Below are 16,546 nucleotides of genomic sequence, written 5' to 3' on the forward strand. Positions count from 1 at the left end.
CGTTTCTGTTGCCGCTACGACGCTAAGAAATTCGCTCGAGCAACTGTCTCGCCGCGCCGTAGTAGTTTTCATCTTCATTGGATGCGTCAATGCGCAGGATTTTTTCCGGGGAAATTGACTCCAGCCATTCGCGGATGAATCCCTCCATCGATTCCGCATCTTGCGCCGACGCGATGTTGATGCGCCTGCGGGAGGCGAGTCGCCCCTCGATTATTTTTTGCGGCGCGCTCAGCACGACGATGAGATCGGGCGGTGGAAGGAACTCGCGGCAGAGCGAATAAAGCCGAAGGCACAGATCAAATTCAGGGTTAGCGAGCAAGCCGCGGCGGTGAAAGAGGCGGGTGAATCCGTGGAAGTCGAGGTCGAGTCCGCCATCCATCAATCCAGTTTTATCGCCCGCGCGAAGTTGCTTTTCCTGTTCGGCGCGTAAGAGCAAATAATCCATTTGGTTGGCGAGCGCGTATTTGTTATCCTGCTTGAACAGCGACTGAAACGGACGCTCGGCATGTTGTTCGAATGCCGTCGCGAACAATCCCGTTTTTGCCAGCGCGTTGACGAAGGTCGTCTTGCCCACGCCGCTCGCGCCGATGACTGAGATGAGTTTCCGCATTATGGGAAGCGTCCGTAATACAGCGTGGGGCTTTCGTACGGGGTCATGAAGAAAACGAACTCGATGATGTCCGCGCGGTTGAATCCAACGACCGACCATTTGACCGAAGGGCTGGCGTCAAAGGAGAAACTGCCCGGGGGCGAGGCAAATAGTACCGGGTTGTTCCAGTTCGCGCCATTTTTCCGAATGGTGCAAATATCGTCCATGGAGGTGCAGGTCGCATTCAGTGGATGCCCATGACCAATGATGTAAATCTGCCCACTGCTGTTAATGGCGACGGCTGGATCATGCGTGAACGCCGCGAGAGGCTGATCCACCCAACCTGAACCGTTATTGCTCACGTAGTGGATACGACCATAATCGCCGACGGACAAGTCGAACTCCTGGATGTATGCCATGTGCTTCGCGCCGGATGAGTCGATGATCAGACTGGGACCCTGGTCGATGTTGAGTCCGTTCGAGGAACTCGTCCACACCGGGGATGTGCTGGCGGTTTCGATGGAGCCCCACGTTCCATTTGATTGGCGCGCGCGTGTGAGGATTTGTGGCGGGCTGACTGCTTGCGATATCCATGCCACCGTAAGCGAGTTGTTCGCTGGCGAGATGGCAAGGGATGGATGATTCGCGCTCCCTGCCGTATCCACTTGCGTGAAGCCGCCTGCGGGTGTGAGGGTGTTTGATCCGCTATTGTAGGTGTAGGCACGGTGGAGGATGTGGTTGCTGTTCGTCCAATAGCCGACGTGCAAAGTTCCGCCCGGCTCCATCATCCCGCTGATGCCGCTGGTTCCCACGTATGGTGAGCCGCTCACTGAGCCGCTGTCTGTGGCAAGAGTGATGGCAGTTTTGAAGGTATTGGTGGAGGTGTCAAATGGATAATCTTTGATCTCGCCGTTGCGCAAATTGATCAACACGTGGATGATCGTTCCGCCGTTGTAGACCGCATCCACAGAAAGCATACTGCTGGACTCGTTGATTGTGATCGGGGCGGCGAAATCGCTCGCAGAGTTGGGGAACCCGGGGTTGTTAGTTCGATACACGCGCAGGAGCGAGGAGGAATCCTGGCTGGAAAACAGGTAGAGGAAATTACTGGAGGCGCGCACAATCTGATGCGGGATCACATCCGCACCGCCTGGTCCCACAGCGAAAACGGCGGGTCCAACAGGCGGGCTGTTCGTGTTCGTGGGGGTTGGCGTGTGCGATGCTGTTGAGGTGGCGGTTGGCGCGTCTGAGGTCAGTGTGGGCGAACTGGTAATAGAGGGCGTTAAAGTTGGTCCGCCTGGCGTGATCGTGTCGGTCGATGCCGGACCGCCCGGGGTGTTCGTAAGAGTCGCGGTTGAGGCGCCCGGCGTATTTGACGATGAAGCATTTGATGTCAGCGTGGGGGTTTTCGTTAGTGTCGGTGTCGAAGTTGGCCCGCCTGGCAATTTTGTGCGGGTGAATACCGGCGCGGCGGTGAAAGTGCGCGTCGGCTTTTTGATCGTGCCGGGAGGCAGAACGACGATGGTAAATGTTGGGAAGGGTGTGGAAGTGGGGACAAAAGTTGGTCGGGCTGTTTGCGTCTCTGTAAACACCGGCGCGAAGGTCGAAGTGGAGGCGAGAGTATCGGTGGCGGCGGGAGGGCTGGCATTGCGACTCCGGAACAAGATGCCGAGCAGGATCGTCACGCCACACACGAACAGCAAAAGGATCAACACGATGGTGGCAACCTGTGTGGAGCGTTTGTTGAAATTGACGTTCATCGGAGTTAAGCCTTTCTCGCGCTATCGCAGTTCGGCACGGTTTACCTTGCGGGCGGAAGTCGTCGCCAGATCGGTGCAAAGTGAACTTTGCGCTACGGCTGAATTGTTTCGATCTTAATTGCAAAACGCCGGCGCGTCAAAAAAAATCACCGAGGTGATGAACCAGCCCGCGTTCAGTTTTTGAATCGTGATCGTCTGCGGCAACAACCTGGGACCGTCGCTCGAAACCGCTTGCCCATCCGCGCTTTGATAGACCGTGATCGTCCACACTTCGCAGGTGTCCACTTCGAGGCGCGTGTCGCTGACTACGCGGATGTCGTGAATGAAACTGTTGTAGTAATCGACCTCGGAGATCGAAACCAATCCTTGCTGGTTGAGCGCATCGATTTCGGCAAATAGATTTTCGAGAATATCGCCCGCCATAATCGAGGAGGCGATCGCCGCGTCGCTGTTGCGATACGCCCGAATCTGCAACTCGATGGCTTCGGTTAAGAATTCGCTGACTTCCTCTTCAAGTTCCGGCGACACATCCGCCTGCTCGGGGAAGAATGGATTCGTGCCGGCGGCAACCTCCTGCCCGTCGTTCACGCCGTCACGATCCATGTCTGCGTCCAGCGGGTTCATGCGGTTGACGACTTCCACGCCGTCGTTTAAGCCGTCGTTGTCGCTGTCCGCAGTGTTGGGATTGGTGCCGGTGACGAGAACTTCGTCGCGGTCGGAGATTCCATCCTGGTCCGAATCGTCCTCCGCGCTGGGAGGCGGCGCATCTTCCGCAGGGACATCTGGCGCAGGCGGTGGAGCGCTTGCCACCCCGTACAGGCTTTGCGCGCCGGCGATATCGTCGTTCCCGAGGAAGCGATGCGGTCCGCTGTAACTGGGATACATCAACGCGTTGGGATCGTCGCTGTGACCCAGCCCCAAAGTGTGACCGATCTCGTGCGCGGCAACGGTGAGCAAGTCCACGTTGCGCGAGTCGCTGTTTACCCAGCGTTCCGCATCGTCGAAATGCAGGAACACCTGGCGGTCTTCGTAAGGATTGGGGAAGGAGGCGTGCGCCAACACGTCGCCCGACCCGTCAAACGGGTCGCCGTCTCCGTGTTCGCCTTCTGCCCAGCCGATGACAATATCTGCTTGCGAACTGCCGGCAACTTCGGTAAAGGTGAGCGGCGTAGATCGCGCCCACATCGCGAAAGCCTGCCGCACCACATCTTGTTCCTCGTTGCCGGATAACGCGCTTGTCCCGTTGACGAAGACATAGGCGATCTCGAATTTGTTCCATTGTGCGATGGCGCGATACTCAGAGAATGCCGCGCTTTCATTTCCGGGGGCGGGCAGATCGTCGTAGCGATATTCAGGTTCGGAAGCGGAAGTTGAGAAGTTTCCGCAGGCAAGCGAAACAAGGGCGAGTGCGATCATTCCCTTGAAAAAATTCAAGCGTTTGGGCAGGCGCATGACGAGACCTCCGTGAAAGATTGTCCTTTTATAGCACATGCCCATCGGCGCATCAAGATAACGTTTTTACTTATGTAACTTTCTCAAAATCTCTTGAATACCCGATCTCCACTGGTTGTGCCGCAAAGTTTACTTTGCGATTGCGGCGTTATTTCAAGTACCGATCAAAGAACTCGATGGTCCGTTGCATTGCCGTGCTAAAGTAGTTCGAGATGTTGTGGTTATCGCCCTCGTACTTGTACAGTTCCACATATTGTTGGGCGTCCAGCATTTGAAAGAAAAGGTTTTCCGAAAATAACAGCGGCACGTCCGTGTCGTTTGTGCCATGGTGCAATTGGATCGGACCGGAGATGTCGGCGAGATATGAGTTTGCCGAGATGGAATTCCAAAACACCGGGTTTTGTTCCGGCGAGCCAAACTGATCTACGTAGGTAGATCGCCACGAACCCGGGCGCGGCGCCGAGTCGGGGGAGGCGCCTGTTCCGCGACGCCAGTTGTATAGAAGGTCGGGATATGAACCGACCACGCCAGCCCAGATCACGCCGGCTTTGATATCCTTCGTGATAACCATGGAGCGCAAGGTGATGTAGCCGCCCATGGAGTGTCCCCACATGCCGATGCGATTCGGGTCGGCGCCGGGATATTTTTTCATGGATGCGACGGCGTTCAAAATATCTACGGTGTAATCGGGGTTGCTGTACGCGCCGCGCGCTTCGCCTTCTGAGTTGCCGTGTCCGCGATAATCGGAGCGGAAGACGATGTATCCGTTGCGCGCGATCAGGTCAACGTATGCGACGTACCGTTCGGTGGTGACGTACACGTCCGGGGGAATGTATCCATGGTTGAAGATTACAACGGGCCAGCCATCGGCGGGTTTTTCGCCGGTGGGCACGGTCATCAGCGCGTAGATTTTGAGTCCCTCGGAGAGGTAGGAGACGATGAAGCGGTTGTAGTTTACGCCGGGGTCGAGCGTGGTTTCGATCACGACGTCACTGCCGGGGTAGTCGCGCGCGCGCATGGCATCGATCGATAGCGGATGCGGGATGGGTGTGGCGGTTGGGGAGGCGGTGAATGTGGAGGTTGGCGGGGGTGTTTGTGTGGGCGGCGGAGGGGTCGAGGTGGCTGAAGCAACTTCACTTGTCGGAAAGGAAGCGTTGCTTGTCGTCCCGCAGGAGTTCAAGAGGAGGAAGCCCGTCAGGAGAATGAAATTCATGGCGCGTAATTTTTTCATGCCGTTACGACGCTTTTTTTTGTTTGATTATTACTCCCTGGCGGTTTCCCATTTTGGGTTGAATCAAAAAGCCCTCGTTGCGGCGAGGGCTTTTGTGAGTTGATTGGTTTATTGTCCTTTGAGTTTCCACAGTTCGACGCCGGCGTTGTCGTTGCCGTTTGCCTGGAAGAGCAACTCGTTGTTGAAGACGACCAAATACGCAGGACCGTCGTTGCCTGCCGGGTTCACGTCGCCGACGAGTTTCGGGGAGGCGCCGTCGAATTTCCACAACTCGATCCCTTTCCCGTCGTTGCTGATGGCGCTGAAATATAACGAGCCGCTGAAAACGGTGAGGAAGGATGGGGCGGCGTCGCCCGCCTCGGGGTTGATATCGGTTACGCGGACGGGGTTGTTTGTCCCATCATATTTCCACAACTCGATGCCCTTGGCGTCGTTGCTGATGGCGCTGAAGTATAGGGCGTTGTTGAATAAGGTGAGATAGGCGGGGTTGGCGTTGCCCGCGTCGGGGTTGATGTCGCTCACGCGGACGGGTGCGGTTGTTCCGTCGAACTTATACAACTCCACGCCTTTGCCGTCCGCGCTGACGGCGCTGAAGTACAAGGCGTTGTTGAATACCGCCAAATGCGAGGGGTTCGAATCGCCCGAGCCGTTGATGTCTGCGATCAACTGGGTGGAGGTGCCATCCGTTCGCCACAATTCATTCCCTTTGCCATCCGAACCTGTCGCGCTGAAGTATAGGAAGTTGTTGAACACGGTCAGGTAAGCCGGGTTGGCGTCCGCCGCGCCGGCATTGATCTCAGCCACCCTGCCGGAATCGGAGCCGTTCCAGCGCCAGAGTTCTGCGCCGTTGCCGTCTCCGCCGTTTGCCCTGAAATACAACGCGCCATTATATGAGGTGAGGTACGCGGGATCGGAGCCGGTGGGTCCTGGGTTAATGTCGTCTGCGATGGTGGGGAGTTTCGTGGTGGGGTCGTATCTCCATAGTTCGGCGCCGGCATTGTTGTTGCCTGTGGCGCGGAAGAATAACTGCCCATTGAAGTTTGCGAGGAACGCCGGGTCGGAATTTGGGGGTCCGGGGTTAATGTCTGCCACGCGTTCGAAGGAGGTGGTTGCCGGAGTGACTGCCGATACTTCAAGCGAGAATTGTTTGGTGGAAGCTTCGGCGCCGGTAACAGTAATAATGGTATCGCCTGACGTGGGGACAGTTCCCGTGAATGTGGCGTTGGCGTCTTGCGCCTTGAGCACAGTTCCGCCGGCGGCGGTAATGCCCATGGTGAGGGTGTTCGCGGGACCCGTTAGTTTTACTGTGAGCGTTTGCCCTTGTGAGACCGCCAACAGATAGCGGACGGTCGCTGTGCCGGTGACCGAACCAACAACGGTTGTGCCTGTGCTTCCGGACGGGAAGGTGATGCGAATGTCTGCTCCGGGTTGGGGCGTGACCGGCGAGGTGGATGGGCAGGCTGTGATTACGGTTTGAGCCGGCGTGGCTCCCCCGGCGGAATTCAACGGGATCTTGAGGCAGTTCCCCAGGGATGGAGAAACGATGGTTCTGTTTGCCGCTTTCAAAACGACTACATCCGCATTAAATCGCGTTGCGATATTTTCCCAAGTGTCGCCAATTTGCGCCACGTAGTATCCCGCGCAGGGAGGTCCGAAGATCGTCCCTTTCGAGCCGATATTGGGGACGTTCACGGTCATTGCGGGCAGGATGTAATGCAGGTTAGGGATCTGCGGGTTGGCGGCAAGCGTCGCATTGATGTCCGCGCCATAACAACGGGCGATCTGATACAGCCATTCGCCGCTCACCACGGTGTGGGAAATGTTCGAGCCTTTGGTGTAATTGCCGCCGGTGATTACGCCTTTTGTGACCACGCCATTCACCGCCGGCGAGGTAACGCCTCCGCCTGAAGCGGTGACTGTATTGGTGATGTTTGCCGCATCCAGGTCGGCCTGGGTGACGATATATTGCGCCGAGCACGAGATCGATTCTCCGGGACCCAGCGTTCGGTTGGCAACGTCGCAGTTAACCTGCGCGGTTTGCTTGCTGTCGGTCACTTTGAATTGATCGGGACCGATCGAAGCCGCGCCTGTATTTTTTACGCCATACGAGTAGGTGATGATCTGCCCCACAGCGTTGTAGGCGGTTGTGTTCGGCGTAACCGTCACAGTGAGCGCCTTGTTTACCGCCGCCATGGGCACGGTGGTTGTGGCAGTGTTCGAGTTGATTCCGCCGACTTGCGCTGTGGCGGTACTCACCACCGAACCGGCGTTGAGATCGTTTTGGGTGATGGTATAAGCCGATGTGCAGGTGACGGTCTCGTCTTTGTCGAGGTTGTTATCGAGATTTCCTACGGTGTTGACCGCTATACAGACAGGTGGAGTCGTCCTATTGTCCGCAACGGTTACAGGGCCGGTGAGGGTTGGGTTGCCCGTGTTTTTCACCGAATACGAGTAGTTGATCGTTTGCCCGACCGTGTTGAACACGGTTGTGCCATTGACCGCCACAACCGCCAAGCCAACCGATGGAATATCGCCTGAAAAGTTTGCAGGCTCTGTAATCTCCTCTGGCGTTGCCGTTGGGCGCGTGATACAGCCATAAAGAATTAATGAAGTAGCGACCCCCAATACGATAAATCTCTTGAATGTGCTCATCCTCAGTACCCTTTCCCTTTCTGCCAGTGAGGCGGGAAGTACCCGTTCGTTGGTTTAGTATAGTCATTTTGACGGGATTTTACAACCAACGGTTCCCAGTTCACGGCTTTCTTAAAATCAAACCATGCCTTTTTTTCGTACACGGATTGGACGGATTTTCTTCCGTTTGTTACGGAGAAATCCGTGACTTCCGTGCAATCCGTGTCCAAAGAGATCGTTAACCGCGACTTATAAGAAAGCCCTGCCCAGTTTTTGGCTTGTTCATTAAATTGGCATGGCTGTCTTGAATCAAAAAACTCACCTAATTTTAGGTGAGTTTTTTGAAATCCGTTTTTTATTTCTATGGAATGTTATAGGAAGTCAATTCGATGACGCTGTTCCCGCCGTCGCCTGTTTTGGCTGTTTTGACCGCGCCGACATTTTCCGCATACCAACTCGTCGTGGTAAATTTGAGCGCAGTTGTCACCGGGGTGTTCGCCATGGTGATCGTGATGTTCATGTTCGTCTGACAGTCCACGCGCATGGCGTCGAACGTCCCCGCAGGGACGGTCACCGATTCAACCCCGACTGCTTTGCACGAATTGGTGAATTCATTTTTTGCGGGGATCTGATTGCCGCCGATATCTTCCGTCCCTTCGAGGGTTATGGCTTGCTCCCACGTGTCGCCAGGCTTGATCGTTGCGGGCAAAGTAACTCCGCTTGACGAAGTGGTTTTGAAATCGGCGGTAGCCTTTTCTGTACTCACGGTCCCGGATGTGTCGGCGCTCGGATCGAGCATGATCAACGCGCCGTCGTCGCAGTTCCAATATCCCTGGCGGGTGACTCCCGTGCCAAAGACATCTTGTTCACTGAAACTACTCGCTTCAACGGAAATGACGCTGTGGATATACGTGTCGGCAACGTCGCCGGTCATGCTGTAGTTCCATGTCGCGCCTTGAACAATGGGCAGATAAGGATTATCACATGCGCCGCGAGAAATATTGGAAGAAGATTGGTCTTCCTGCGGCGCGGTTTCTGTCGAGTTTCCTCCTTGCGGCTGGGTCTCCTCGGTAGGCGCTTGGCTCCCTACATTACATGCCAATGTGGAAAGTATCAGAACACTGGCGGCGAACACGATGGAAAATGTTCTTTGTTTCATGATGTATCACTCCTTCTTGTTTGGGTAAACGTTCGAATCGAGTATAGTCCTCTCAGTTTAGGAAAGTCTGAATTTAGGAAGAATGGAGGATAAACCCCTCCCCAAAATCTGCCATGCCTCGTATAATCTCGCTCAATGAAAATCAACTTCACATCCTCTGCCGCCGCTACATTGCGCGTCCTGTGAATCTGTCACGGCTTGAGGCTGAATGATAACGACCAGTCCCGAACCCAACAGGTTCGGGATTTTTGTTTCACCCGCTTGGTATAATTCGCCCGTCATTGTCAAAATTGTGGAGTTCTCATGAGCAAAAAACTTACCGGCAACGAAATCCGCCAGACCTTCATTGACTTCTTCGTCGAGCATGGACATACCGCCGTGCCTTCGATGTCGCTCGTCCCGGGCGGCGACAGCACGCTTCTTTTCACCAATTCGGGCATGGTTCAGTTTAAGGATGTCTTTATCGGCACCGACAAAAAACCCTACACCCGCGCCGTTGATTCGCAGAAGTGTATGCGTGTGGCAGGCAAGCACAACGACCTCGAAGACGTGGGACGCGACGACACGCATCACACTTTCTTTGAGATGCTTGGCAACTGGTCGTTCGGCGATTACTACAAAAAAGAAGCCATCGCCTGGTCGTGGCAACTGCTCACCGAAGTGTGGGGTTTGCCCAAAGATAAAATTTACGCCACCTGTTTTGAAGACGACAAAGGCAATGTTCCGCGCGATGATGAAGCGGCTGACGCATGGAAGGCGCAACCCGGCTTCGACCCTAGTCATGTTTTGTATTTTGGTCGTAAAGATAACTTCTGGCAGATGGCAGAGACCGGTCCATGCGGTCCGTGTTCCGAGATCCATTTAGATCGCGGCGAAGAGTTCGATAACCTGCGCGGCACCGACCACGTCTGCGGCGTGAACGGCGAATGTACGCGCTACCTCGAACTCTGGAACAACGTCTTCATCCAATACAACTTATTCGACGACGGACGCCTCGAGCCGCTTCCGCAAAAACACGTGGATACCGGCATGGGCTTCGAGCGCATCGTGTCCGTATTGCAGGGCGTGGACTCGAATTACAAGACCGACCTCTTCGCCGACTCTCTTGACGTGTTGCGAAGCCTCACCGGTCACAGCGAAAAAGAAATGCTCGATAATTTCACGCCGTATCGCGTCATCTGCGATCACGTCCGTTCTGCCGCGTTCCTCATCGCGGATGGGGTCGTGCCAGGCAACGCGGGTCGCAACTACGTGGCGCGCATGATCATCCGCCGCGCCGCGCGCTTCGGCTCGAAGATCGGGTTGAACGATCCCTTCCTCGCCAAAGTCGCCCAGGCGGTGATCAATTACTACGGAGATTTTTATCCCGAACTCAAAAAGGCTCAGCCCGCCATTTTGGATAATTTGACTCGTGAAGAGATCCGCTTCGCGCGGACGGTGGAGGCTGGCACGGCTCACCTTGAGACTCTGCTCGCCGACCTGAAATCCTCCAATTCTCTAATTCTCGATGGGCATCGCGCCTTCGACCTCTACGCCACTTATGGACTTCCCTTCGAAATCTCCCGCGACATCGCCCGCGAGCAAGGACTCGACGTGGACGAAAAAGGATTCAACGAAGCAAAGGAGAAACACGCGCTTGCCTCCGGCGGCGGAAAAGCCATGGGCAAACTCGGCGGCGAAGATGCGGAATTCTTTGCCGAGATTTTGAAAGACTTACAATCGAAGAAGAAGCTTGGCGCGAACGGCGTTGAATATGATCCGTACAACAGCCCGCACGTGGAGGGTAAAGTTCTCGCTCTGATCGTAAATGGCGAGAGTGTTGATTCTGCTTCGCTCGACGATCAAGTCCAAGTGATTTTGCCAAAGACCGGCTTCTACATTGAGTCGGGCGGGCAGGTGGATGATATGGGATACATCAAATCTCTCCCCCCATTTTCGGAGAAAATGGGGGGAGCCGGAGGGGGGTGGGAAATTGAAATCTCCTCCATGCGGCGCGCTTCGGCGGGTGTGATCGTTCACGTTGGCACGGTCATTTCGGGTCAACCTAAAGTGGGCGACAACGCCATCGCCGAAGTGGACTTGACCCGCCGCCACGACATCATGCGGAATCACACCGCCACTCATCTCTTGCACAAAGCATTGCACACCGTGCTGAGTGACCAAGCCACGCAAGCAGGTTCATTGGTCGCGCCCGACCGCCTGCGCTTTGACTTTAACCACCCCGAAGCATTGACTTCCGAGCAACTTGATCGTATCGAACACATGGTCAACGATGCTATCGCGGCAGATATGCCCGTGAAAAAAGAAAGCAAGTCGCTGGAGGAAGCTAAAAAAGAAGGCGCGATGGCGTTGTTTGGTGAGAAATACGGCGAGACTGTGCGGACGATTTCGATTCTGGAAGGTTTGGAAAGTTCGTCCAGCAGTTCAACTGCTGGACGAACAAAGTATTCCTACGAACTCTGCGGCGGCACGCACCTCGAACGGACATCGGACATCGGCGCGTTCCTCATTGTGAGCGAAGGTTCGGTCGCGGCGAATGTGCGGCGCATCGAAGCGGTGACGGGTCGCGGCGCGTATGAGTTGATTGCGAAGCGATTCAAAACGTTGAAACAATCCGCGGCGTTGTTGAAGACTTCGGTGGATGAAGTCCCTCAGAAAGTGGAAAGCGGACAAAGCGAGATCGCCGAGCTGAAAAAGGAACTTGCGAGTCTTCGCGCCCAAGCCGCGCTTTCATCCTTCCAGTCTCTAGTCTCTAATCTCCAAGTTGTAAAAGATACGCACATCCTCGCGGCAGAGATACCCGATTCCAATGCAGACACACTCCGTATGCTCGCCGACAAGTTCCGCGAGAAATATCCGAAGGGTGGAGTCGCTCTACTGATAACTGGGTCAGCCGTCATCGCGGTAGTGACCGAGGATCTCGTCAAGCGCGGACTCAAGGCGGGCGATCTCATCACGGGTATCGGCGGCAAGGGCGGCGGGCGTCCCAACATGGCGCAGGGGAGTCTCGCTGGCGATGCCAAAGAGGCGTTGAGTAAAGTTGCGAAAGTCGTCGAAGAAAAATTGAAGTAAAACTGTAGGGCAGACTAATGGGTCTGCCCTTTGTTGTGTAGTACATTCTTCCCTCTACTTGGAAAAATAGATGGGATTATGATTATCTCAAAAGGAGTTCGAATGTCACGACTATTTAAAGTTTCAATGTTTACGCTGGTTCTCGTTTTCCTGCTCGCCTGTTCGCTGATCTCCAACCCGGTCAACGACGTAAAAAATGCGGCGAACACCGCGCAGGCTGTTGCGTCTGATGTGAGTTCTTTTGCGAGCGCCATGCCCATGGAAACGCTGGAGGCTTTGGCGACTACCATGCCGCTCGGAACGTTGGAAGCCCTGCCCAGCGAGATCGCGCAGATCGGAAATTACTTCGACCCGCAAGGGACGCCGGTGGCTGAATGGAACGGCATCCCGATCATGCCGCAGGCGACGGCTGGACAGGAATTCGACGCGAACAATTACAGTTTCAAGTTCACGGGCACAGCCAAAGAAGCGGCAGATTTTTATACCAGCAACTTGGGCGCTGCCGGCTGGTCGCCGATGGTGACCACGTCGGACGAGCAGGGCGCTTTGCTGGTCTACTCGCAAGACGATAAGTTTCTGACGGTTACAGTTGCCGGCGCGGACGATGGAATTGTCGTGTGGATGTCGTTTACACAGTAGTTCGAACGTAATATCGAAAAGAGACAGGCGTATCGCCTGTCTCTTTTTTTGTCTGTTTGCTATTTTCCACGCCGCGCCATAAACCAACCCCAGCCTTGTTCCCCTCTGCGGTTGCGGACGAGTTTTTCCTGCCACGATTTTCTGATCTCAGGGAGCGAGCCGTCGTTGGGCAGTTTCGCCAGTTCGAGTTCGAGGTAATCGCCAAAGAGCGGAGTCTTATCCATTGCCCGCACTTCGACGAAGCCCGCCTGCTCGATGAGTCTGCCGTACTCGCCGACGGTATACAGGTCGTAGCCGCGTTGCGCAACGTAGGCGAGAAATTCGTCGCTGTGTTTGCCTTCACCCCAGCAGTAATCGGTGAAGAATAACAAGCCGCCCGGTTTGAGCGCGCGCTTGAGCGTTTGGAATAACTTCGCTTTTTCAGGGATGTGCAGGAACGCGTCGCGGCTGTATGCCACATCGTACTTTGAGTCGAAGCGGCTCTCGAGGATGTCGCCAAACTCAAAGGTCACGCGCGAATCGAGATTCAATTCCTGCAAACGTTCGTTGGCAAGCGACAGCATGTTGTGCGATAGGTCCAGCCCGTGAACATGCGCGCCGTACTCCTGAGCCATGTGGAACGCCGAGCCGCCGAGACCGGAGCCGATATCCAGCACTTCCATCCCCGGTTTCAAATTCAGCATTTTTATGATCTCGCGCGTGCTGTCCAGTCCGCCGGTGCTGACGAAAGCATGACCGTAGATCTTCTCATATTTCAAAATGCCTTCGCGCGTATATTGGCTGGCGTCCAATTGCGCGCTGTGTTCCTCTACGGAAGAGGCGATGTGGGTTTCGTCCAGAATGTCCATGGATTGTTTCCTTTGAAAATAAAAATTAGACCCTCGAGATTTCTACAACCGTGAGGGTCTTTGTGGAAGTGTCAAAAAGCAAAATCGGGGTTCAAGCCGTTTTGCGGATCGATGCTTTCGTTCCCCGCCAGCGACTCTACATACGCATGCAGGTCATCCACCGAATCGATGATCACATCGGCAAACGGGATCAAATCCTTTGCAGCGGAGACTCCCGAAAGGACGCCGACCACTAAACCCGCGCCTGCCGCGCGTCCCATCTTCAAATCCGACGTGGTATCGCCGATCACCATCACCTTCGATGGTTCAATGTTCATGCGCTGGCAGATCGTTGTCACCATTTCGGGCGCGGGCTTGGAGGGGATTCCATCGTCCGAGCAGACCATCGTCGTGATGAAGTCTTCGATGTCGAACGCTTCGATCATCGCCTGAGTCGGCGCGCGGTCGTCGGAGGTGGCGATGCCGATCTTGATATTCTGCTGATGCAGTTTGCTGAATAACGCCCACGTGTCGGTGAATTGTTTTGCCGAAATTACAGGGTCGGGGATGCACCAGCCTTCATCCACGACTCGTTCCGCCTGTTCAGCGGATAGCCCCTGCGCCTGCATGACCTCGACGGTCAATTGGCGCAACTTACCCATTGGCGAAGCCGCCATCATGCCATGCGCCAGGACTTTTTTCGACGCTTGATCGTAACCGAACGCGTCGCATAACGCGTCGCGCACTTGGATGCCGCTTGCCCGATGTAATTGTTCCGCCAGATAGAGCGCCCATCCGCCCCACATTGCGTCAAAGTCAATGAGCGTGCCGTCCTTGTCGAAAATGATCGCTTGCGCTCGAAAGTGTTTTAAATCGTTAAACAAAAGAGTTCTCCCAAAATATGACCCGCATTGGATGCGGGTCATATTCACTGATGTGGATTTTGAAGCGGCGCATATTGTACTTGTTTTTTTCTCTTCCCGCGCTCGTCATACGCCCAGTGCAGGATATGTCGTCGCTGTGGATGCGGCTCAAGTTATAATTATTCGCAATGAAGACCAAGATCATCACCCTCGAATCGCACGATGACCTCATCTCCGTCCGCGACAGGATGTCGTGGGCGAAGACGCCGCGCATTTTGTTGGTGGCGCCCAAGTTCGAGAAGATCGCGCTTCGTCAAGCGGACTTGAAAGTTTTGCAACGGCACGCGTCGTCACTTGGCGCGCAGGTGGGGTTGGTGACTCGCACAAGGCGCGTGCGCGCAGACGCCGAAGAGTTGGGCATCCCTGTTTTTGAGTCAACGGCGGAGGCGCAGAAAGAGGCGTGGGCGCAGAATCCGCCGAAGAGGTTGACGCGAAAGCCTCCAGCGAAGAATCTGCGTGAGAAGCGGGAGCAGGTTCAAGTCCGAGAAGAAGCGTGGCGCGCGCATCCCGCTACACGGCTTGGCGCGTTCATCGTCGGCGTGATGTCGGTGTTTCTCATCGTCGCGTTGTTCATCCCGCGCGCGCAAATCCGATTGAAACCGATCACTGAAACGCAAAGCATTGTGATCCCTGTGATCGCGAGTGAATCGACCGAGTCTGTTTTTGTGACGGGCAACATCCCTGCGCGTGAAAAACGAATCATTCTCGACGGCGCGCAAACGGTTGTGGTGACGGGCGAGGGCGTTGTGCCGCAATCGAAAGCGACTGGCGTTGTTGTGTTTCGCAATCTCACGTCGAACGCGGTGACGATACCCGCTGGCACAATTGTGGAGGCGGCGCGTGACGCGCTCGTGCAATTTGTGACTCTTGAAGACGGCATCATCGCGGCGGGCGTCGGCAAAGAACTTGAGATTCCCGTCGAGGCGGTGGAGAGCGGCGCGATCGGCAACCTGCCCGCAGAGTCGTTGATCGTCATTCGCGGCGCGCTGGGGCTTTCGCTTTCGGTCACGAACCCCGAGCCGACGGAAGGCGGGCGCGAACAATCGTCTGTGCAGGCGAGCGATGCGGATCGCGCGCGCGCGAAAGAGTTGTTGATGAAATCTCTCGACGAAGACGCGCGTATAAAATTTTTGAACGATGTTGGTTCGGGCGATATTCTTTTTGATAAAACGATTTCCATCTCGCAAATTTTGTTGGAAGAATTTGATCCGCCTGCGGGCGCGGCTGGAACCACGTTGACGTTGACCTTGCAAGTGGAATATTCCACGCGTTACGCCTCCGCTTCAGACTTGAGTGAGCTTGCCTCGCTTGCGTTGAACGCTTCTCTCCCTTCGGGCTTTCGCGTTGCATCATCCAACGTGAAAACTGAATCCGTTGGCTTACCTGTGTTAAGTGAAGACGATTCTACGCGTTGGCAGTTGCGCGCCGAGAGGCAGATCGTTCAATCGGTTGACGTCGCGCAGATCGCAACATTGATTCGCGGCTTGAGCGTGAATGAAGGGCGTGCACGCTTGGACGAGTCGTTTGATTGGGAAAGCGAGCCAGTGATTTCAATGTTCCCCTCGTGGTGGAAGTGGATTCCGTTGTTGCCGTTTCGGATTGAGGTGGTTACGGAGTGAAGGATGAATTATGAAGGCTTGCGTTGAGCTGTGTCGAAACGATGAAAGAGGAAAGAAGAAAGTGGAAAGTAGTGAGTTTCAAGATTCATGTTTCATGTTACCTGTCTACCTGTCTACCTGTCTACCTGTCTACCTGTTTACTTGTTTACTTGTTTCCGTGTCTACCTATCTACGGTGATTTACCCCAATGCGTATCCTAGCAGTTGACCATGGCGAAAAGCGGATCGGTCTCGCGCTCAGCGACCCGACCGCGACGATTGCCAGCCCATTCAAAGTGATCGAGCATGTTTCCCGTCTGCTCGACGCGGCGCAGGTGGCGAATCTTGCCGCTGAAAATGAGGTCGGCTTGATCGTCGTCGGTCAATCGTTTGACGAAGAAGGCAAACCGAATCTGGCAGGCAGGCGCGCCGCGAAATTCGCCGACGCGTTGCGCGGGCAGACTCACATCCCTGTGGAGTTGTTCGACGAATCGTTCAGCACGCAAGACGCGCGCACGGCGGTCGTCGAAATGGGCGTCTCGCGCAAGAAACGCGCGGGGCACCACGATTCGTTGGCGGCGGTGGTGATACTCCGTTCCTATTTAGAGTCGCGGAAGTGAAAGGTACTGCGTACTGCGTACTGCGTAAGGTGAGGTACGAGATACG

At 55.2% G+C, this 16,546-nt stretch carries 12 protein-coding genes; 4 read left to right on the top strand and 8 right to left on the bottom strand.

Annotated elements, in window-relative coordinates; all coding sequences use genetic code 11:
* Positions 1–22: 22 nt before the first annotated feature.
* The 6 genes from AC16KF_RS07420 to AC16KF_RS07445 all read right to left on the bottom strand — a co-directional run bounded on the left by AC16KF_RS07420 (position 23) and on the right by AC16KF_RS07445 (position 8,822).
* Positions 23–610: a deoxynucleoside kinase gene (locus AC16KF_RS07420; RefSeq protein WP_484036669.1), complete on the bottom strand. Its 588-nt coding sequence runs from the start codon at positions 608–610 to the stop codon at positions 23–25.
* Positions 610–2,349, bottom strand: coding sequence for a hypothetical protein (locus AC16KF_RS07425; protein ID WP_484036670.1), 1,740 nt, complete (start codon positions 2,347–2,349; stop codon positions 610–612). The genes AC16KF_RS07420 and AC16KF_RS07425 overlap by 1 nt, the downstream gene beginning before the upstream one ends.
* 114 nt (positions 2,350–2,463) lie before the next feature.
* Complete coding sequence (locus AC16KF_RS07430) at positions 2,464–3,801, bottom strand: matrixin family metalloprotease (RefSeq protein WP_484036671.1); 1,338 nt, start codon at positions 3,799–3,801, stop codon at positions 2,464–2,466.
* Positions 3,802–3,949: 148 nt separating this feature from the next.
* Positions 3,950–5,014, bottom strand: a complete 1,065-nt coding sequence (locus tag AC16KF_RS07435; RefSeq protein WP_484036672.1) for an alpha/beta hydrolase family protein — start codon at positions 5,012–5,014, stop codon at positions 3,950–3,952.
* Between the two features lie 126 nt (positions 5,015–5,140).
* Positions 5,141–7,684: a DUF7507 domain-containing protein gene (locus AC16KF_RS07440; RefSeq protein WP_484036673.1), complete on the bottom strand. Its 2,544-nt coding sequence runs from the start codon at positions 7,682–7,684 to the stop codon at positions 5,141–5,143.
* 340 nt (positions 7,685–8,024) lie between these two features.
* The gene (locus AC16KF_RS07445) at positions 8,025–8,822 is read right to left on the bottom strand and encodes a TapB family protein (protein WP_484036674.1); all 798 of its coding nucleotides are present in this window, start codon (positions 8,820–8,822) and stop codon (positions 8,025–8,027) included.
* Between the two features lie 303 nt (positions 8,823–9,125).
* Here AC16KF_RS07445 and alaS point away from each other — a divergent pair, with 303 nt between their 5' ends.
* Together alaS and AC16KF_RS07455 are read left to right on the top strand one after the other, a co-directional pair.
* The gene (gene alaS, locus AC16KF_RS07450) at positions 9,126–11,894 is read left to right on the top strand and encodes an alanine--tRNA ligase (RefSeq protein WP_484036675.1); all 2,769 of its coding nucleotides are present in this window, start codon (positions 9,126–9,128) and stop codon (positions 11,892–11,894) included.
* A 102-nt stretch (positions 11,895–11,996) separates the two neighbouring features.
* Positions 11,997–12,533, top strand: coding sequence for a hypothetical protein (locus AC16KF_RS07455; RefSeq protein ID WP_484036676.1), 537 nt, complete (start codon positions 11,997–11,999; stop codon positions 12,531–12,533).
* A gap of 59 nt (positions 12,534–12,592) precedes the next feature.
* On the opposite strand, the gene AC16KF_RS07460 is transcribed toward AC16KF_RS07455, so the two are convergent.
* Positions 12,593–13,381 (bottom strand): methyltransferase domain-containing protein, encoded by a 789-nt coding sequence (locus AC16KF_RS07460; RefSeq protein WP_484036677.1) that lies wholly within the window; start codon positions 13,379–13,381, stop codon positions 12,593–12,595.
* Between the two features lie 71 nt (positions 13,382–13,452).
* Positions 13,453–14,244, bottom strand: a complete 792-nt coding sequence (locus AC16KF_RS07465) for an HAD family hydrolase (RefSeq protein WP_484036678.1) — start codon at positions 14,242–14,244, stop codon at positions 13,453–13,455.
* Positions 14,245–14,411: 167 nt separating this feature from the next.
* Here AC16KF_RS07465 and AC16KF_RS07470 point away from each other — a divergent pair, with 167 nt between their 5' ends.
* Together AC16KF_RS07470 and ruvX are read left to right on the top strand one after the other, a co-directional pair.
* Positions 14,412–15,902, top strand: coding sequence for a baseplate J/gp47 family protein (locus tag AC16KF_RS07470; RefSeq protein ID WP_484036679.1), 1,491 nt, complete (start codon positions 14,412–14,414; stop codon positions 15,900–15,902).
* A gap of 187 nt (positions 15,903–16,089) precedes the next feature.
* Positions 16,090–16,500: a Holliday junction resolvase RuvX gene (gene ruvX / locus AC16KF_RS07475; RefSeq protein WP_484036680.1), complete on the top strand. Its 411-nt coding sequence runs from the start codon at positions 16,090–16,092 to the stop codon at positions 16,498–16,500.
* Positions 16,501–16,546: the final 46 nt, after the last annotated feature.

This window comes from Candidatus Defluviilinea gracilis (assembly GCF_057138825.1).